Origin of the sequence: Bradyrhizobium sp. (assembly GCF_022844465.1) — a bacterium.
In the GTDB taxonomy this organism is placed as follows: Bacteria; Pseudomonadota; Alphaproteobacteria; order Rhizobiales; family Xanthobacteraceae; genus Bradyrhizobium.
Window position 1 is genome coordinate 171934 of sequence record NZ_JALHLP010000002.1, and the last position, 19455, is coordinate 191388.

Genomic DNA, 19455 nt, shown 5'->3' on the forward strand with positions numbered 1-19455 from the left:
GCCGATGCGCCGAGACGGTTCTCGCAATTCGCTTTTCAGGCTGCACATTCCCTCCGATGATAGGAGGAGCGATTGGCAATCCGATCGCAATTCCTCTCGGAGACGGCTTCGTTTGTGACCCCTTGCAAGCGCGCTCAGGCCGTCCGGCTGTCCCCGAGCGACATAAAGACGCGTCAGGCGGTCGCTGCGGCTTATCTGGAAACCATCTAATAAGAACCGGCCGGTCTGGCTCACACCCCAAACAATATTGTTAGTCTTCCTGCTCAATGTCCCTATCAGAACCGTCCTCGGCGAGCGCATGGCTAGTCGGCATCCTAGGCGGTGCAGTATGCCACATGAGCTGAACCTCATCGGGCGTCAGCCCGTAAGCACTATTCACCAAATGCGACAGTTCGTTCTCCACGCGAAAAACGTCCGCCCTGCGGTTTTGAAGCGGCACTATTGCTTCGGCATACTCAGTTGCTAGATGGGTCATTTCGTTCGAAGATATATTCCGACGCTTCGGAAGCGAGTCACGAATAGCAGATACAAAATCGTCGGAATCCACAGCCCTCTGAACCCTCGCGATTTGCTTCGGAGAAATAAGACCAACTTGGTGCCGCAGCCACGCCGTTGCGCGTTGATCCAGTCTTTGAGCGTCGAGTGTTAGTTCTATGATCTCGCTAACCTTGTTCTCAAATCGATCACGATGCTTGCCTAAGGACGGTATTGGAAATTCGTTGAGCGCAACGATGTCCATCGCAAGAGCTTCGTCCTTTTTGTGCGGAAACTTTTTGAACTGATAATACCATGCGATGGGCTGATTTAGGATGCCTGCAAGTAAGCGTGTTTGCGTGGGGAGTATCACCGCAGAGTCATTCACCAGTCGCGATTGGCCATCAATCGAAAACCTTGGGTGAAATGCAATTCGTTGAATGCAAATCTTTTCTCTGCTGAATGCCTCATAATAAGAACAGGGCCGCAGCTCCCACCACCAGCGCCCCTGATCTTCTCGATGTCGAAGGCCCCGAAGTTTTCCAGTCCTTTTGTCGCGAAATTCTTCGAACGCCTTAAAGTGCGCGTGAAGCTCCGGAAACGTTTGGGCAAGCTTTTTTTCGGCCGAGGCCTCGTCTGGTGCGTTGTGCCACGGCCATTGATGATCACTGCTCGACTTCATCATAATCATGAATAGTCCAGCATCTGGCGACGACCAACGACGAATGTCCTGTCCTCGAAGATACGGCCTTATTATCGCTTTCAGCGCGGGATGACTTTGCAGGAGCCGGTTGGCATCGGCAGCATCAATAAGGAACGCCTCGTTAAGCCCCGTCTTGATTCCGTATAGCGGTTCAGAACCAGTAAAATCCCTCAAAGGTATTGAGTTGCGGCGCAATTTCTCCAACAAGGATACTACCCGAGGAGGTTCGAGTGCCCAGGTTGATTCCGTGAAATGCGCCCTCGGTAGCGTGTAAGTAGCTTTAGCAACAGCGTCCGCCAGCGCCTTTTCCGGCACGTCGTCTCTAGGGATAACGCAGACCTCTGTCGTTAATGGTGCGTCAACCGATGTTGGCTTGCGTGCGACAATGATTGAGGGGAACACGTCCGCATCTGGAAAGAATTTCTTTGCATGTCCAAAGTCTGCGACAAACTCGATCCATGTCTTGTCGGCAAAAACTCTCCGCAGACTCTCTGCGTAGCCCGAGCGCATCCACTTGTTTGTCACCACATAGGATAGGCGGCCGCCGGGCTTGAGGATTCTCAATCCTTGGTCATAAAAGTAGACGTACAGATCGGCGTTGCCATCGTAGGTCTCGGGAAACGCTCGTTTCAAGCTCGGTTTTAGAAGCCGAATTATCTCCTGCCGTACATAGGGCGGATTGCCAATGACAGCATCAAAGCCCCCGTGCAGGTCGGCGCTTTCCCATTGGCGCCAAATACCTGGAAAGGCAACCTGCCAATGTAGCCAGTGTTCTTTGGAAAAGCGGTTCGTTACATCGGGCAACCACGACTTTAGCTTCATGCCTGTATCGTGTGTGCTGAAGTTTGCTGTCTTTTGTAGTTCCCGCTTCTTTCTTTCCAACTCGGTAACCACCGGAGACGGCGGCACAGCAAAGTCTAGTTTGCCGTTAGCAACCTTGATCGGGTCGCCGAACGTGCCCTTGATCAGCTCTTGAATGGTCGCCTTTTCAAGCCTGCCTGTTGGTTGCTGCCATTCGATCGCGCATACCAGCGTCAGGAGGTCACTCAATTCAGAAGTCATCGACTCGATGCCTTCGAATAAATTCCTTGATTGATAGACTTCCGCTATGTCCGCATCGGTCAATTTCTCGATGGTTTGCATGCCGGCGGCGGCGCCAAGTGCTTTCTTTCGTGGAGCGTCCATTAGAAGGGGGCTACCCCACTCGACGAGTCGGTCCATTGCTGGTCGCACCCACGCCCCGAACAGCGAGTTGCCACAGCGAAGATGGTGATCGAGGAATGAAAGCGGTGCGCCAACCGTAAACGTGTGAAGCCAAAGTGCGACCTTGGCCAACTCTACGGCGAGCGGGTTTTTGTCTACGCCGTAGACGCACCTCTTCAAGACCATTCGGCGCACAATGTGCCGATCCTGAAGATGTTCATCCACGTAGGGCCAGCTATTCTCGATGGAGTGTTGAATAATATCTGTGCGAATCTTGGAGATTTCGGCTGCAAGGGGCGATTGATAAAGATTATCCGCCCAAGTGACCGTTTGCTCGGCCTCGGCCATTGCGGCGAGAACTTTGTCTGCGAGCCAGTCGACAAGACTCACAAGAAAATGGCCAGAACCCATCGCTGGGTCACAGATTTTGAGACTCAGAATTGCGCGTGCCGGATCGTGCGCTTCGAGCATAGCGATACGAACGGCCTTCGAGCGCCCATCGGAAGCGAGTCTGGCAGCTTCAGTACGAAATGTTTTCAACCGTTCTTCGACGAATGGACCTATCGTTTTGTCGATGATCAACATCACGAGGCTGTCGGGCGTGTAATAACTCCCTGATTCATGCCTTGCGGTATCGTCGGAGGTGGGAACAACCTCGTCATCCGAATTCAGAGTTAAGCCATATTCCAACGTCCGTTCGTATACGCTACCAAGTTGTTGGACTGAAAGATCGCGATAGTTGATGTATCGCGGTTCACCGTCCTCAATTCGATGAGACAAGCCATAAACTATGTCAGTAACTATCGTGTCCGGCAGTTGGATCTCTGCGAGCAGGGGCGAGCCCTCTTTGGCGAACAGTCCTCCATTGTAAGGAGGGATGCCTAGAGTATTGTCGCCTTCCGATAGTGCTTTGAAGATAGCCACTAGCCTCGGCCAATAATTTGTCATTACGCTAGAGAACGCCTTGCCTTCAGCTTTTCGCCGGGCAATTTCGAGGCGCATCGCCGTGAGAGAGTAATCCTTGTAAGGTTCCTGACTGCTTGGAAGTAGGTCTCGATCTTCTGCATAAACAACGAACAGCAAGCGGTAGAGTAGGATCAAAGCGCTTTGGCGGACCTGCTCAAGATATTCTCTCCCTATGACCTTGGGGCGATTGGTGTCGCTCGCGGCGATCGCTGTGACTAGCTTCGGGAACAGCCCCCCAAATACCAGTATCGAGAGGTCCTTTGTGACCTTTTCTTCCCAAGTCTTGCCAGTATCACGCGCGATGTCATGGAAAGTGCGGGCCCCATCGCTTGGCAAGAAGGCAGACTTACTAAAGATTAGAATAAATAGCCGAAGACAATGATCCCGTGTCACCCTGCTATCGGATTGATCGAAGAGAGTTAGATCATGATCCGGGATTCCGAGCGCCTTGGCTAAATCGATTTCAAAGAAATCCTCGGCCACTGATAGCGCGCCTTGCCAGTACAATCGCCAAACTTGGCCGTTGGTGAGGATGCCTAAGCGAAGCCGGCCGGAGGTTTGAACATCGATACGGCTTAAGTATTGGAGAATCTGAGTTGCCGGTACGCCTTCGTCCCCTTTGCTTGCTCGATCAAGCGATCGGTCCCAGCGTTTCGCTTCAAGTACGGCGAGACCATGCTGAAAGCGTTTCCACTGCTCTGGCTCTGCGACGGCTTTCGCCTTCGCCTTGTCATCTGCCAGCAACAGGGCGTCGGGAACTTGTTTGCGCCCCTTGGTCGAAAGATTCGGCTGCACCGATATGTCAGTCCAGCCCAAGGTAGAGAGAACGGGATAGATTACGTCGCGCTCGGTCTCGGCTTCGTTAGGGTTTGCGTTTTTCGCGAATGCGGTCACAAGGACGCGCAGCTGCTCCTTGATCCTAAGAAACTCGCTGTCGTCTAATGATGTCCACTGTTCTGACCGAACTACGGCCTCAAGTAGATAGTCCCGCGTAAAGAGATTGCCGCTGATCACAATTCCTGCCCCACGTCGAGCCGGCAACATGCCCGTTTCCGCTCACTTGCGCTAGCCAAGTCAGCGACATCGCCAGGGCAATGCGCACCGCTATTTATCTACGCCGTGCCAGAGCCGAGCCAAGACGTCGGGCCGGAGGCGCAGCCTTTATTTGACGCGAGATGTACCTCACGGGGGGAATTTCGATGAGGCCGATCTCGAGCACCTCTCTCGCATAAGGAACTCGCAAGGTGAATGACCGTCGGCTGCCTCAAGCAATTCAGTTGGCGCGTCGCGCCTTAGATATTATGAATTCGGGCTGTAGGGCGGATGAAATCGTCGAGCATGCGCCCGAACAGATCGGATACAAGCCGTCTACGCTATTCATTCCCGGATTCCGATGGGCAGTCAAAGCAGAGGCGGTGAGTCAGTTTGTTGGAACGGCTGCACCGGCCGACGTCTGGGGGTTTTCTGTTAAATTGATCGAATCTCGTCTAGCTCGACGCTGCAAGAATCCCACTGTCTTTATCCGATTGCCAAGTTTCAATTGATTTTCCTTCTCCATACTCTGGAAAAGGGCTTCGTCCATAGTGAACGTGACTTCCTTACCTCGTACCGATTGATATACCACGGTCGATCGCTTGTCGTTCACTTGGATAATTCTTCCGACGTCAGTGATTGGCTTGGCTTCAATCAATTTCCGGGCTCTAACAATCTTGTCACCGGTTTCGTGGGTTACTACAACCAACGAACGCTGATGCTCACTGTTGGCAGTGATCGCAAGTTCGGTTAGCTTATTGCGCTCCGTCGGAACAATGCTCTTGATTTGTTCAAGGGAAGCAAATCGCTCTTGGGCAATGGCCAGACTAATTTCCCCCTTCTCGGCCGATGCAGCCAGTTCCGAAATGTTATCAACAAACTCTTTGCTGTTATCTTCAATTTCCGTCGTGAGCTCTTCAGACGCGTGATCGCTATTGAGTCGTTTAAGGAGTTTGTGTTTGAAGACAGGGTGTCTCAGAGCGACTACCAAGCTGCTAAACTTCGGCTGCGCGACTTGAAAATCAATGCTTGCACTCTTTAAGCCTGCTAGGTGAGGCGGCACAAGGATTCTACGCGCGGCCTCATGCGTTTTGTTGATTAGAGCCGTTAGCATCCCGAGCGGCATCTGTCCGCGCCCAAGGGAGGTGCCTTGAAACGTAAGCGCCAAAAGTGCTCTTGCTTCCTCTAGTGAATCCCAGATGGGTGCCCCTGTAGATGCGAGCCCAACGCGGCGTGCAGGGAGCATAACGTCATCCCAAAGAGAGATCTCATCGTGCCAAAATCGCCTGACATGGAAATCATCGCTTAAGTCGACGATCGAAGTTGGACCATACCCCAAAGCGCCCCTGAGCGAGAGCTCATTACTCTTCAGTGCAGAGAGATGTTCTTCGCCGATAGGACATGCATAGTAGTAATTCGAATCGTTGTTCTCTTGAAACTTTACGAATAGCGTGCTGGAAAGCCCCACGTCGGCGACGAAAACGATTGGTTGATCGAAAGCGTACAAGACCTCGCTTGGAACGATTACCTGGTCGGTCCAAGCAGCGAAACCTTCGTTGGTCGGTTTCCAGCTCATGTCTTCTGAGGGCCAATAGCTAAGAGAAAGTTCTCTTCGGATAACTTAAGGCCGTGCTTTTTCCAGAATGTATGATGTCCCGGCTGATCGTTGGACGGGTAGCCAATAGCACCCCATCCTCTAAGCCCACCTTAACAGACACAATGCAGCATGTCCGAAAGAACGGCACCAAGTCGCGGGCATGCTGGGCATCCGATTCCTCCAGCCAAACCGACAAGCCCCAGCTCTTACAGTCGGCTTCGTTACAGGAGCGTCCCTGTTCCTTAACAGACATTAAGTCACGATCGGAGGGGGGCATTGCCTTGCAAGCCCTCAATATGGATCCGCTATGACCTGCAGCGGCTGCCGGCGGACAATACTTCGGGCAATCGGGATGATACGGCGCGGGCATTCAAACGATAGGGATTCTGCCAATTACTCTAGTCGGAGCAGTATCCGCTAAATCACGAACCAGCAATGGTAGTGTGCGCTGCGTTCATCAACTCTCGTGCCAAACCACCAAGGAGACTGCTCAACTGAACTGCGTAACAAACGCCGGGGCAACTTGAAAAGATGCTGAAAGTTCAGGATGTTAAAGGACTGACCGCGCAGTCCTTCCCTGGGTACCATTCTTGCCCAAGCCCCACACTCCAATCCCATTCCGATGCTTTCCGCACCAGCAGCCTCAAGGGATGCCGGTGCGATGGATCGAGGCTGGTTCGGCCGGCCGCGCGGCGGCCGGGGTACGCCCTCACTCTCCTTTGCATGGGGTTGTTTTCGCGATTTTATTCAGGCCCTGCCTGCTCCACCTAGCGCGCTACTGCGCCGCAGTAGAATCACGGTATTTGCGGTGCTATGACCTCAACGATGAAAAAGTCCGATGTCATGTGTCCGTCGTGTCGGGCGGGCTATCGCCGCCTCGAACTGAATTCACGTCGGGGGACCAATGGCGAGTTCCGCTGCCTGGTCTGCAGCCATCTGCTCGAAACCCTTGATGGCTCCGCGAGCGTCGCGTTTCGCCTCACGGTACAGCCGATGATGAAGGCCCAACTGGTCGCGCTGCGCGATCGGCAAGTTGGGCGATAGCAGAATTTTTACCAACTTGTTCTCGGGTTTCTTAAGTCTGATCGCTGAAACCGGTCGCCGGAATCGCTTGGAAGTGATTGAATCCTGTCTGGTCAATCTCGACGAATGGAGAAGGATCAACCGGCGAGGTCACAGCCATGCTCGCAGAAAAATTCTTTCTGGTTCTCGAAGCCCTCAGGCGAAACGCTTCGTTTGAAGGCTCCCTGGCCGCGACGACGGCGCCGCATATCCCGGTGAAGTTGCCGCCGCGGAAACAGGCTTGAAATTGCCTTGCGGGCAGCCCTGCATTCCCGGATGCGGGCTGGCGCGCGATCGAGGCGCTTCCGCTTCGATTCCGGTGAAGCGGGCCTCCGGGCTTGATTTGACGCGTTTTCCTGCCGCGAACCGGTTTCCACTCGCCGCGAAAACGCACTAGTGTTTCGCTCGAATCGACCTGAGACACGGGGCCTTCCTCCATGACCATCCGCCTGCATCGCGGCGACCTGCCGGATTTGTCCCGCTACCGGGATTCGGTGGCGATCGATACCGAGACCATGGGGCTCAACCCGCATCGCGACCGGCTCTGCGTGGTGCAGATGTCGAACGGCGACGGCAGCGCCGACGTGATCCAGATTCCGGTCGGCCACACCAATGCGCCGAACCTGACGGCGCTGCTCGCCAACCCGAAGATCACCAAGATCTTTCACTTCGCGCGGTTCGATCTGGCCGCGCTCTACCATGCCTTCGGCGTGATGCCGCAGCCGGTCTACTGCACCAAGATCGCCTCGCGGCTGGCCCGCACCTATACCGATCGCCACGGCCTGAAGGACCTGGTGCGGGAGGTGCTCAACATCGATATGTCGAAGCAACAGCAGTCGAGCGATTGGGGTTCGGCCAGCCTGAGCGAGGCCCAGCTCGCCTACGCCGCCTCCGACGTGCTGCACCTGCATGGCCTGCGCGAACGGCTCGACGCCATGCTGGCGCGCGAAGGCCGCACCCAGCTGGCCCAGGCCTGCTTCGATTTCCTGCCGACCCGGACCAAGCTCGATCTGGGCGGCTGGGCGGCCGAGGATATCTTCGCGCATTCGTGATGGAAGCCTGTTGGGGCCGGCAGGCGACCCCGCCGCGTTTCGGTCACACTCCTCGGGCCTCTCCGGGCTGCATCATCCCGCGGTTTCGGGTAGAATGAGTTTTTAGGCCTCGCCCGGAGCAGCGTTGAACCCGACACAGGACCCCGCCTATGGCGCCGTATTGGAGGCCCGCTTTGCCGCGGCGGACCGCCATAGCCGAATGGTGCGGGCGCTGCGGATCGCGGTTCCCGCCGCCGTGCTGCTGGCCATGACCGCCATCGTCGCGGTGTCGATCTTCAACCCGTTCCGGATGCTGCTGCCGAAACTGCCCATCGACATCGGCAACCTCGTGGTTTCAGGCACCAAGATCACGATGGAGTCGCCCCATCTCGCCGGTTTCTCGACCGACCAGCGGCCCTACGAATTGTGGGCCAAGGCGGCGATCCAGGACTTGACCGCGCCCGATCACGTCGAGCTCAAGGTGCTGCGGGCCAAGGTCATGATGGAGGACAGGAGCACGGTCACGATGGACGCCCAGACCGGGCATTTCGACAGCAAGCAGCAGTTGCTGGACCTGCGCAAGGATGTCTTCCTGCAATCCTCCACCGGCTACGAGGCCAGGCTCTCGCAGGCCTATGTCGACATCAACAAGGGAACGGTAACCTCGGACGAGCGTGTCGATGTCAAATTGCTCAACGGCACGCTCTCCGCCGACAGGCTCAGGATCGTCAACAGCGGCGAGGTGGTGCGCTTCGAAGGCAACGTGGTCATGAACCTGACCATGGAAGCCCCAGCGCCGCCCGAGCCGGAGCCGGCGCCGACGACGCGATCCGTCAACGGCAAGTCCGCCAACACGAAATGATCTTAACGATGCATTACTTCTCGCGGGTTTATGCGGCAGCGGCGTTTGCGTTTGCGCTTGCGCTGATCGCCGCTGCCGAGGCCCGTGCCCAGGGCGCCATGTCGGGCGTGCCGAACGCGATGCAGGGGTTTTCGCAGAACCGCGACCAGCCGATTCAGATCGAGGCGGCTTCGCTCGAAATGCGCGACAAGAAAAAGGAAGCGACCTTCGCCGGCAACGTCAAGGTGGTGCAGGGCGACACCACCATGACCTCGAAATTGCTGGTGGTGTTCTACGATGGCGGTTCGGCGCCGGCGACGCCGCCGCCCGCCAATACCAAAGGGTCGAAATCCGCCCCGATGCAGTCGGCCACCCCCGGACCCGGCGGCAGTTCGTCGATCCGCCGGCTCGAAGCCCGGGGCTCGGTGGTCGTGACGCAAAAGGACCAGGTCGTGACCGGCGAAACCGCTGTTTTCGACACCCGCGCCAACCTCATCACCATGGCGGGCGGGGTGGTGCTGACCCAGTGCAAGAACGTGCTGCGTGGCGACCGCCTGCTGGTCGACATGACGACCGGCGTGTCGCGGGTGGAATCCGACAGCGGCCGGGTGCAGGGCATGTTCGATCAGGCCGGCTGCGGGACCGGCGCGGGCGCTGCCAAGGGCGCGCCTCCCTCCCTGATCCCCGGGAAAAAGTAATAAAGATCAATTATTTGAACACGGTCCGGGCGACCCGCGGTTGAAGCGGGTAGCGCGAGCCTGTATCTACGGGACTGGCACGGCGGCGGTTCCGCTGGGCAGGGAACACCCATTCCTTCATGATTCGCACGCGAAGCGATTCGCCGGCGGGCGTGTCGCGGGATCACCGTGAAAGGCGTAGGCGAAGCGGGATGGTGGACTTACTCGGCATTTTCCGTCGACGCCCCGCCAAGAAACGCGGTCCGCCGGGATTTGCGCGTTCGCGCGAGGACATCACGGCGCTCGGCGAATCCCTTGGCGACATGCTGACCAGTCCGGTGCGCGAATCGCCCCCGATGGCGCGCGCGGCGGCGCGGCCGGGCCTGGAATCGCCGCGGCCGCAGCCCGGTGCCGAACTTTCGCGCGAGGAAAGGCCGCGCTCCCGCCCGCAAGCCGCTAGGACCAATGGCGCGGGTGCCCCGCGCCCGGTCAAGCGATCGGGCTATCTGGCCGTACATGGCGTCGAAAAGAGTTTCGGCACCCGCCAGGTCGTGCGCGGTGTCAGCATCCATGTCCGCCGCGGCGAGGCGGTGGGCCTGCTGGGCCCCAACGGCGCCGGCAAGACCACGGTGTTCTACATGATCACCGGGCTGATCAAGGCGGACCGCGGGGCCATCGAACTCGATGGTCACGATGTGACGAAGTTGCCGATGTATCAGCGCGCTCGGCTCGGCATCGGTTATTTGCCGCAGGAAGCCTCGATCTTTCGCGGCCTTACCGTCGAGCAGAACATCCGGGCGGTACTCGAAGTGGTCGAGCCCAGCCGCAAGAAGCGCGAGGCCGAACTCAATTCGCTGCTGGACGAGTTCAACATCGCGCGGCTACGCAAATCGCCCTCGATCGCGCTGTCCGGCGGTGAGCGCCGCCGGGTCGAAATCGCCCGCGCGCTGGCGACGCGCCCGAATTACATGCTGCTCGACGAACCCTTTGCCGGCATCGACCCGATCGCGGTCGGCGACATTCAGGATCTGGTCCGCCACCTCACCAATCGCGGCATCGGCGTCCTGATCACAGACCACAATGTGCGCGAAACGCTCGGCCTGACCGATCGCGCCTACATCGTTTACGCCGGCGAAATCCTGACCGAAGGCAGTCCGGAAGAAATTGTTAACAACCCGGATGTACGCCGCCTTTACCTTGGCGAAGAGTTCCGCCTCTAGTCCCGTCTCGCGTTCGTCAAGCCGTGTACAACGGCTTTGGACTAATATAAGCAAGAATCGGACCAACTTTCACGGGAACGATTCTCGCCGCCATGGCACTGTCGCAGAGACTAGAGTTCCGCCAGTCGCAGTCGCTGGTGATGACGCCGCAGCTGATGCAGGCGATCAAGCTGCTGCAATTGTCGAACCTGGACCTTTCGGCGTTTGTCGAGGAGGAACTGGAGCGGAACCCGCTGCTGGAGCGGGCCAGCGACGGACCCGAGGCCCCGGTCGCAGGAGAGCCGGTTTCCGAGTTCGCGGATACGGATAGCCACGGCGATGAGCCCTCCGACATGCCAGCCGGTTCAGGTGACGACGGTTTCGACCCCGTCCAGGACGACTGGCTGAACCGCGATCTCGGCAGCCGCACCGAGATCGAGCAGACATTGGACACCCCGCTCGACAACGTGTTCACCGAGGAGCCCGCGGAAGCTGCAGCACGCACGGCGCAGGATGCCGCCCCGACCGCCTATACCGAATGGGGCGGCGGCGCCTCCAACGACGATGGTTACAATCTCGAGGCCTTTGTCGCCGCCGAGGTGACGCTGGGCAGCCATCTGGCCGAGCAGCTTGCCGTGGCGTTCAGCACGCCGGCGCAGCGCATGATCGGACAATACCTGATCGACCTCGTCGATGACGCCGGCTATCTGCCGCAGGATCTGGGGCAGGCCGCCGAGCGGCTGGGGGCTTCGCCGCAGGAAGTCGATGCGGTTCTTGCGGTGCTGCAGAAGTTCGATCCGCCCGGTGTCTGCGCGCGGAGTTTGAGCGAGTGCCTGGCAATCCAGCTTCGCGAGCTCGATCGCTACGATCCCGCCATGCGGGCGCTGGTCGAGAATCTCGAGCTGCTGGCGAGGCGCGACATCGCCAGCCTGCGCAAACTTTGCGGTGTCGACGACGAAGACATCACCGACATGATCGGAGAGATCCGCCGCCTCAATCCGAAGCCCGGCCTCAAGTTCGGCGTGGCCCGAACCCAGACCATGGTGCCGGACGTTTATGTCCGGCCCGGTCCGGACGGCGGATGGCACGTCGAGCTCAACAGCGACACATTGCCGCGCGTGTTGTTCAATCAGGTCTATTACACCGAACTGTCAAAGACGATCCGCAAGGACGGCGACAAGTCCTACTTCACGGATTGCTTGCAAAACGCCACCTGGCTGGTCCGCGCGCTCGATCAGCGCGCCCGCACCATCCTGAAGGTTGCGACCGAAATCGTGCGCCAGCAGGACGCCTTCTTCACCCATGGCGTCGCGCATTTGCGGCCGCTGAACCTCAAGGCGGTGGCGGACGCGATCCAGATGCACGAATCGACGGTATCGCGGGTCACCGCCAACAAGTACATGGCGACCAATCGCGGCAGCTTCGAGCTTAAGTATTTCTTCACCGCCTCGATTGCGTCGGCCGACGGCGGCGAGGCCCACTCGGCGGAAGCGGTGCGGCATCACATCAAGCAGCTGATCGATGCGGAAGCCCCGGCCGCAATCCTTTCCGATGATACGATCGTGGAGCGACTGCGTGAATCCGGCATTGAGATCGCCCGCCGCACTGTCGCGAAGTACCGCGAATCGATGCGCATTCCTTCCTCGGTGCAGCGCCGTCGCGACAAGCACAGCATGCTCGGCAACGCGCTATCAGCCCCTGCCGCGGCTTCCGACCGGTCGCGCGACACCGCCCCGGCCTGATTGCGTTCGCGCCAAATCGCGATAGTGTCGATACCCCGCGTTTGTAGCCCAGTGGAACAGCCAAAATGACCCTTCGAGTGTCCGGTAAAAGCATCAGCGTCGGCGAGACGCTTCGTTCGCGCGTCAGCGAGCGTACCGATGAGGTCCTGCGGAAGTACTTCGACGGCAACTATTCCGGGCACATCACGCTGAGCAAGGATGGCTTCGGTTTCCGCACCGACTGCGCCCTGCATCTGGATTCCGGGATCACCCTGGAAGCCGACTCCAACGCCAGCGACGCCTATGCCAGCGCCGATCAGGCGCTTGCGATGATCGAGAAGCGCCTGCGCCGCTACAAGAGCCGGCTGAAGGATCGCTCGGCGCGGAAAAATTATGCCGCTTCAGCCGCCATGGCTGAGATGGACGCGCCGAGCTACGTGATCGAAGCGCCGGCGGAGAGTGATGAGGAAGTCACGGCTTACAGCCCGGTGATCATCGCAGAAGCCACCACCTCGCTGAAGCGGCTGTCGGTCAGCGAGGCCGTAATGGAACTGGACCTGACGGGGGCGTCCTGCATCGTGTTCCAGCACGGGTCGAGCGGCCGGGTGAACATCATTTATCGCCGGGCCGACGGCAATGTCGGGTGGATCGACCCTCCCGCGGTCAACCCCTGACACCCAGCCGAAGGCATTGACGCCTGTATCTGCCGTACCTATGGATCGCGCCCCAACGAAGCAGGCATCAGGAACCTCGCTTCGGCAGTTGGCACCGGCCGCGCGTTGGAGTAGAAGCCCTGCAATCGCAACCGGACCCAATCCCGCCTCCTGTCCACCTTGTCGACGCCCCCGTACTAGAACCTAATTCGCAAACTCGACGGTTCAATTCACCTCGGAACGCCCCATGACGATTACCGATCTGGTCGCACCCGAGGCGATTCTTCCGGCTTTGAAGGTCATCAGCAAGAAGCAGGCGCTGCAGGAGCTGGCGGCGCGGGCCGCCGCCCTGAGCGGGCAGAACGAGCGCGCGGTTTTCGAGGTTCTGTTGCAGCGCGAGAAGCTCGGCACCACCGCCGTCGGCTACGGCGTCGCCATTCCCCACGGCAAACTGCCGAAGCTTGAAAAGCTGTTCGGGCTGTTCGCCCGGCTTGAGCGCCCGATTGATTTCGAGGCGATGGACGGCCAGCCGGTGGACCTGATGTTCCTGTTGCTGGCGCCAGAGGGCGCGGGCGCCGATCATTTGAAAGCGCTGGCCCGGATCGCGCGATTGCTGCGCGATCAGGACGTCGCCAAGAAGCTGCGGGCCTCGCGCGACGCCCAGGCGATCTACTCGGTGCTCGCGCTGCCGCCGGCAAGCGCTGCGTAACCAGCGCGGTCGGCGCAGGGGACCGAATCCAGCGATGTCGGGAAAAGTTGATGCGCGGACCGTTCCGCGCATCCTGATGCTTTCTGACGGTCGAGCCTGCGGCACTCGCCGAGGCCTTGCCTCCACTTCGGTTAGTGGACGCTGACGGCCTGCAACTCGTTGCTCCATGCATTCGCGACCGCTGCCTCGCGGCTGTCGGTCAGCATAATCGGCGTGCCGTCGGCGGCATGCAGCGCGAACAGCTTCAGTCCCGGCGCGATCCTCGGCGCCTGCGGGAACAGCCCCGGCACGTCCTCGGAACGGACTTGCTTCACGTAGGCGATATGGCCTTCGCCAAGATGGGCCAGCGCCTCGACGGAAACCCTTTCGGTTTCGAACGTAACACTCACATCACTCATGGTCTCGACTCCTCTACAACACCAAGCGGTCGAGTCCGCTCCTGGTTCCATTATTCGTGCTCATTGATAGCGATTGTCTTAACGACCCTTTCAGGCTCCGGCCTGGCCAGATCGATAGACAACAACCCGTTCTTCAGATCCGCGCCCAGCACCTGCATCCCTTCCGCCAGCACGAAGGTGCGCTGGAAGTGGCGCGCGGCGATGCCGCGATGGATGTATTGCCGGGACTTGTCGTCCTGTTGGCGGCCACGGATCAGAAGCTGATTTTCCTCAATGGTTACATCGAGTTGATCGCGGGTGAACCCCGCCACCGCCAGCGTGATACGCAGCCGATCGGGCTGACCGTTGGTACGGTCACACCGCTCTATGTTATAGGGCGGGTAACCATCGGCACCCTTGACGACCCGATCGAGCGCACGCTCGATCTCGTCGAATCCAAGCAGAAACGGACTGGACAACGAAGGAACACGAGACATCACAAAGTCCTCTCGAAGCGACTTTGAGGGGCCCTTGCGGCGCCCCATTTAACCGGCCGGTCGACTATCCCGCCCGGTCAAGAAGCAATATGGGGTCGATTTGGGCCGGGTTCAAGCGCCTCTGAAAGCTGCGTAAATCCGACCGAGGCGGGAGTTTCTGGCGTCATTCCGGGATGGTCCGAAGGACCAGACCTCAGGTGTGCAATTGCACACCGGGGAATCTCGAGATTCCCAGGTGCGCGATTTGCGCACCATAGTTCGCCGCTTCGCGTCGCCCCGGAATGACGCAACTACCCACCTACCCGCCTTCGGCCGTCGGCGGTGAACAGATGCAGCTTGTCGCCGGCGGCAACCGCCGTGATTCGCTCACCGATGGCCGGGCCGACGGCACCGGGGATCCGGACGATCACCTCGCCCGGGGGCAATTCGCCGGGGATGGCGGCAACGCCCTGCATCTCCCGCTGTCGCGTGCCATAGACGAAGGTCTCGGCGCCGACGCGCTCGATCGCCTCGACGGTGAGGCCGAGCGCCACGCCGCCGGAGGCCGTCTCGTTCGAAATCACGAAATCCTCCGGGCGGATACCGAGGATGCCGGCCTCGTTGATACGGGCATCGCCGGCCAGCTGCGCGGCGAGCTCGTCGGAGCGGAGCGGCATCAGGTTCATCGGCGGGGCGCCGATGAACGAGGCGACAAAGGTCGTGGCCGGCTTCTGGTAAATGTCGAGCGGATTGCCGATCTGCTCGACCCGGCCGCCGTTCATCACCACGAGGATGTCGGCCAGCGTCATCGCCTCGAGCTGATCATGGGTGACGTAGATCGAGGTGGTGGAGAGCCGACGCTGCAGTTTGCGGATCTCGACCCGCATCGCGATGCGCAACTTGGCGTCGAGGTTGGACAGCGGCTCGTCGAACAGGAACACTTTCGGTTGCCGCACGATCGCCCGCCCCATCGCCACGCGCTGGCGCTGGCCGCCGGACAATTGCCGCGGCTTACGGTCGAGCATGGCGCCGAGTTCAAGGATACGCGCGGCTTCCTCGACGCGCGTCTTGATTTCAGGCTCCGCCATCCGCCGGTTGCGCAGGCCGTAAGCCATGTTGTTGTAGACGCTCATGTGCGGATAGAGCGCGTAGTTCTGAAACACCATCGCGATGTCGCGCTCGGCCGGCTCGATCTGGTTGACGACACGCCCGCCGATATCGATCTCGCCGCCGGTGATGGTCTCAAGGCCGGCGATCATGCGAAGCAGCGTGGATTTGCCGCAGCCGGAAGGGCCAACCAGCACGCAGAACAGGCCGTCGCCGACTTCGAAATCAACGCCCTTGATGGCCTCGATGCCCCCGGCGTAGGTCTTGCGGACATTGCGTAACGCGACGTTAGCCATGGATTGCACCGGCGAATAGCGAACAGCGGGTCGCAAATAGGAAAGCGCAGCACGGGAAGGCTGGTCGGGAGCCTTCCATTCGCCATTCGCCATTCGCTATTCGCATCCCTATTTCTCCGTCTCGACCAGTCCGCGCACGAACAGCCGCTGCATGAACACGACGACCGCGACCGGCGGCAGCATCGCGAGGATCGTCGTTGCCATCGCAAGCTGCCATTCGGCCAGTTCGTCGGTCGTCACCAGCATCTTCTTGATCCCGGTGACGATCGTCTGCATCGAATCCTGGGTGGTGATCAGAAGCGGCCACAGATACTGATTCCAGCCATAGATGAACTGGATCACGAACAGCGCCGCTGTCGTCGTCACCGATAGCGGCAACAGCGTATCCCAGAAGAAGCGGAAGGGTCCGGCGCCGTCGATGCGGGAGGCTTCCAGCAGTTCGTCCGGCACCGTCATGAAGAACTGGCGGAACAGCAGCGTGCCAGTTGCGGAAGCGATCAGCGGCAGGATCAGGCCGGCATAGGTGTCGAGCATCCCGAGGTCGGCCACCACCTTGTAAGTGGGATAGATGCGCACCTCGACCGGCAGCATGAGTGTGATGAAGATGATCCAGAATGCGGCCTTGCGAAACGGAAAGCGGAAGTAGACTACGGCGTAAGCCGACAGGATCGAGATCAGGATCTTGCCGACCGCGATGCCGATCGCCGAGATCAGCGAGTTCATCAGCATGTGGCCGACCGGTTCGCGGCTGGTGCGCGATCCGCCAACGAAAATGGCGCGGTAGTAATTCTCGAGAGTCTGGCTTCCCGGCGTCGCCGGCATGCGACCGCCGACCACGGTTGCCGCGTCATGGGTCGAGGCAATCAGCGCGAGGTAGACCGGAAAGGCGACGATGAACACCCCGAGCGTCAGGATGGCATAGGCGATGAAGTCGCTGAGCGGGCGGTGCTCGACCATCAGTACTGCACCTTGCGTTCGACATAGCGGAACTGGATCGCGGTCAGCGCGATCACGATCACCATCAACACGACCGATTGCGCCGCCGACCCGCCGAGGTCGCCGCCGAGCCGGCCATCGGCATAGACCTTGTAGACCATGGTGGTTGTGGAGCCGGCCGGGCCGCCGCCGGTAACGGCGTCGATGATCCCAAAAGTGTCGAAGAAGACGTAGACGACGTTGACGACCAGCAGGAAGAACGTGGTCGGCGACAGCAGCGGGAAAACGATGGTCCAGAAGCGCCGCATCGGCCCGGCGCCGTCGATCGCGCCGGCTTCGATGACGCTTCGCGGGATCGATTGCAGCCCGGCCAGGAAAAACAGGAAGTTATAGGATATCTGTTTCCACACCGAGGCCATCACCACCAGGATCATCGCGTGGGTGGAGTTGAGCAGCGGATTCCAGTCGACGCCCATCCCGCGCAAGGGGCGCGCCAGCATGCCGAGCGAGGGCTGGAACATGAAAAACCAGAGCACGCCGGCGACCGCGGGCGCGACCGCATAGGGCCAGATCATCAAGGTCTTGTAGGCGCCGGCGGCCTTGAGATTCTTGTCGGCCTGGGTCGCAAACAACAGCGCGATGGAAAGCGACAACGTCGCGACCAGCGATGAGAATATCGCGGTCGTCAGCATCGAGCGATAGTATTCGGGCTGGGCGAACAGCGCCTGATAATTCTCGAATCCGACAAACTCCGAAACGAGGCCGAACGCATCCTCGCGCAGGAACGATTGCCAGACCGCCTGGCTCGCCGGCCAGTAGAAGAAGACAATGATGACAACGAGCTGCGGAAACAGCAGCAGATACGGCAGCAGCCGATTGTTGAAGACGGTGGACTTTTCCATTCAGGTGTCGCGGGTCTTCCGGGTGAGGCGGGCGCTCCCTCCCGGGATTTCGGAAGAGAGCGCCGCTAGCTGACTTGCCGTCGAATCTCCCTACTTTGCTGTCTTCTCGAAGGTACGCAACATGGCGTTGCCGCGCGCCACTGCCGCATCGAGCGCTTCCTTGGCGGTCTTCTTGCCGTCCAGCGCCGCCTCGATCTCCTCGGCCCAGAGGTCGCGCATCTGCACCATATTGCCGAAGCGCAGGCCGCGGGAATTCTCGGTCGGCGGCTTGTTGGTCAGTCCCTTCAGCGGCGTCTCCGGAATCGGATTCTTCGCGTAGAAGCCATCCGCCTTGGTCTTTTCGTAGGCCGCCTTGGTGATCGGTAGATAGCCGGATTCCTGGTGCAGCTTGGCCTGCCGGCCGGTGTCGGAGAGGAAAGCAAAGAACTTCGCGACGCCCTTGTACTCTTCCGGCTTCTTGCCACCCATCACCCACAGCGACGCGCCGCCGATGATCGAGTTCTGCGGCGCACCCGGGGCATCCGGATAATAGGGCATCAGCGCCGAGGTGAAGTCGAACTTGGCTGTGCTTTTCGCCGTGGCGTAGTAGCCCGACGAGGTCAGGAAGATCGCGCATTCGCCCGAGGCAAAGCGGGCCTCGTTGGCGCTGCCGCGCCCGCCATAGCTGTAGGTCTTGTCCTTTTGCAGGTCGACAAGGTTCTGCAGGTGTTTCACGTGAATCGGCGAATTGAACTTCAGCTCGGTGTCAAAGCCGTCGAGGCCGTTGGCCTTGCTGCCGATCGGCAGATTGTGCCAGGCGGAGAACTGCTCGATATGAGCCCAGCTTGCCCAGGCATTCGAGAAGCCGCAGGTGTCGTGGCCGGCCGCCTTCAGCTTCCTGGCCGCATCGAACACTTCCGGCCAGGTTTTCGGAATTTCCGCGACGCCCGCCTTCTTCAGCTCGTCCTTGTTGATCCACATGACCATCGATGAAGAGTTGAAGGGGAACGACAGCATCTCGCCCTTCGATGTCGAATAATAGCCGGTGATGGTCGGTAAATAGGCATTCGGGTCGAACGGCTCGCCAGCGTCCTTCATCAGCTGGTAGACCGGCTTGATGGCGCCGGTGGCGCTCATCATCGTGGCGGTGCCGACCTCGAACACCTGCATGATGTGCGGGGCGTTGCCGGCGCGGAATGCGGCGATGCCGGCATTCATGGTGTCGGGATAGCTGCCTTTGTAGGACGGCACGACCTTGTAGTCGGGCTGGCTGGCGTTGAACTCCTCGGCAAGCCTGTTGACGATGTCGTTGTTGCCGCCGGTCATGGCGTGCCACCACTGGATCTCCGTCACCGCGTGGGCGGGGGTTGCCAGCCCCAGTGCAACAGTCAGTGCTGTCGCGACGCCGAATTGTCGAATCGCCATGCATTTCCTCCGGGTTGGGTCGTCACCTTCTGCGGTTCGCGCGATAGCAGCGGCGGATGACGTACAAATGACCGTATCCTCACCGATGG

17 protein-coding genes are annotated in these 19455 nt (G+C 59.6%); 8 read left to right on the plus strand and 9 right to left on the minus strand.

Annotated elements, in window-relative coordinates; all coding sequences use genetic code 11:
* Positions 1 to 250: 250 nt before the first annotated feature.
* Both Q0D31_RS07095 and Q0D31_RS07100 read right to left on the minus strand, forming a co-directional pair.
* Positions 251 to 4390: an Eco57I restriction-modification methylase domain-containing protein gene (locus tag Q0D31_RS07095; protein ID WP_291847491.1), complete on the minus strand. Its 4140-nt coding sequence runs from the start codon at positions 4388 to 4390 to the stop codon at positions 251 to 253.
* 376 nt (positions 4391 to 4766) lie between these two features.
* On the minus strand, positions 4767 to 5954 hold the full coding sequence (locus Q0D31_RS07100) for a hypothetical protein (RefSeq protein ID WP_291847519.1): 1188 nt from the start codon (positions 5952 to 5954) through the stop codon (positions 4767 to 4769).
* Between the two features lie 846 nt (positions 5955 to 6800).
* On the opposite strand from Q0D31_RS07100, the gene Q0D31_RS07105 reads away from it, so the two are divergent.
* Positions 6801 to 7019 carry a hypothetical protein gene (locus Q0D31_RS07105; RefSeq protein WP_291847522.1) on the plus strand — a complete coding sequence of 73 codons (219 nt, stop codon included), beginning with the start codon at positions 6801 to 6803 and terminating at the stop codon, positions 7017 to 7019.
* A 31-nt stretch (positions 7020 to 7050) separates the two neighbouring features.
* Here Q0D31_RS07105 and Q0D31_RS07110 read toward each other — a convergent pair whose 3' ends face one another.
* Positions 7051 to 7461, minus strand: a complete 411-nt coding sequence (locus tag Q0D31_RS07110) for a hypothetical protein (protein WP_291847524.1) — start codon at positions 7459 to 7461, stop codon at positions 7051 to 7053.
* A 13-nt stretch (positions 7462 to 7474) separates the two neighbouring features.
* Between Q0D31_RS07110 and Q0D31_RS07115 the strand changes: the two genes are divergently transcribed.
* The 7 genes from Q0D31_RS07115 (at position 7475) to ptsN (ending at position 13868) form a co-directional block, all read left to right on the plus strand.
* On the plus strand, positions 7475 to 8089 hold the full coding sequence (locus Q0D31_RS07115; RefSeq protein WP_291847527.1) for a ribonuclease D: 615 nt from the start codon (positions 7475 to 7477) through the stop codon (positions 8087 to 8089).
* A 124-nt stretch (positions 8090 to 8213) separates the two neighbouring features.
* Entirely contained in the window at positions 8214 to 8930 is a 717-nt protein-coding gene (gene lptC, locus Q0D31_RS07120; protein WP_291847530.1) for an LPS export ABC transporter periplasmic protein LptC, read from the plus strand.
* An 8-nt stretch (positions 8931 to 8938) separates the two neighbouring features.
* Complete coding sequence (locus Q0D31_RS07125; protein WP_291847533.1) at positions 8939 to 9607, plus strand: LptA/OstA family protein; 669 nt, start codon at positions 8939 to 8941, stop codon at positions 9605 to 9607.
* Positions 9608 to 9798: 191 nt separating this feature from the next.
* Positions 9799 to 10806 carry an LPS export ABC transporter ATP-binding protein gene (gene lptB / locus Q0D31_RS07130; protein WP_291847536.1) on the plus strand — a complete coding sequence of 336 codons (1008 nt, stop codon included), beginning with the start codon at positions 9799 to 9801 and terminating at the stop codon, positions 10804 to 10806.
* Positions 10807 to 10898: 92 nt separating this feature from the next.
* Entirely contained in the window at positions 10899 to 12527 is a 1629-nt protein-coding gene (gene rpoN / locus Q0D31_RS07135) for an RNA polymerase factor sigma-54 (protein ID WP_291847539.1), read from the plus strand.
* 65 nt (positions 12528 to 12592) lie between these two features.
* Positions 12593 to 13180: a ribosome-associated translation inhibitor RaiA gene (raiA, locus tag Q0D31_RS07140; RefSeq protein ID WP_291847542.1), complete on the plus strand. Its 588-nt coding sequence runs from the start codon at positions 12593 to 12595 to the stop codon at positions 13178 to 13180.
* A 226-nt stretch (positions 13181 to 13406) separates the two neighbouring features.
* Positions 13407 to 13868 (plus strand): PTS IIA-like nitrogen regulatory protein PtsN, encoded by a 462-nt coding sequence (gene ptsN, locus Q0D31_RS07145; protein WP_291847545.1) that lies wholly within the window; start codon positions 13407 to 13409, stop codon positions 13866 to 13868.
* Between the two features lie 131 nt (positions 13869 to 13999).
* Here the strand turns inward: ptsN and Q0D31_RS07150 are convergent, their stop codons facing one another.
* The 6 genes from Q0D31_RS07150 to ugpB all read right to left on the minus strand — a co-directional run bounded on the left by Q0D31_RS07150 (position 14000) and on the right by ugpB (position 19366).
* Positions 14000 to 14266: a DUF1150 domain-containing protein gene (locus Q0D31_RS07150; RefSeq protein WP_291847550.1), complete on the minus strand. Its 267-nt coding sequence runs from the start codon at positions 14264 to 14266 to the stop codon at positions 14000 to 14002.
* A gap of 50 nt (positions 14267 to 14316) precedes the next feature.
* Entirely contained in the window at positions 14317 to 14742 is a 426-nt protein-coding gene (locus tag Q0D31_RS07155; RefSeq protein WP_291847553.1) for an Hsp20 family protein, read from the minus strand.
* Between the two features lie 290 nt (positions 14743 to 15032).
* On the minus strand, positions 15033 to 16124 hold the full coding sequence (locus tag Q0D31_RS07160) for a sn-glycerol-3-phosphate import ATP-binding protein UgpC (RefSeq protein ID WP_291847556.1): 1092 nt from the start codon (positions 16122 to 16124) through the stop codon (positions 15033 to 15035).
* A 108-nt stretch (positions 16125 to 16232) separates the two neighbouring features.
* Entirely contained in the window at positions 16233 to 17081 is an 849-nt protein-coding gene (gene ugpE / locus Q0D31_RS07165; protein WP_291847559.1) for a sn-glycerol-3-phosphate ABC transporter permease UgpE, read from the minus strand.
* Positions 17081 to 17962 carry a sn-glycerol-3-phosphate ABC transporter permease UgpA gene (gene ugpA, locus Q0D31_RS07170; RefSeq protein WP_291847562.1) on the minus strand — a complete coding sequence of 294 codons (882 nt, stop codon included), beginning with the start codon at positions 17960 to 17962 and terminating at the stop codon, positions 17081 to 17083. Before ugpA ends, ugpE begins: the two co-directional genes overlap by 1 nt.
* A gap of 90 nt (positions 17963 to 18052) precedes the next feature.
* Positions 18053 to 19366, minus strand: coding sequence for a sn-glycerol-3-phosphate ABC transporter substrate-binding protein UgpB (gene ugpB, locus Q0D31_RS07175; protein WP_291847565.1), 1314 nt, complete (start codon positions 19364 to 19366; stop codon positions 18053 to 18055).
* Positions 19367 to 19455 lie beyond the last annotated feature (89 nt).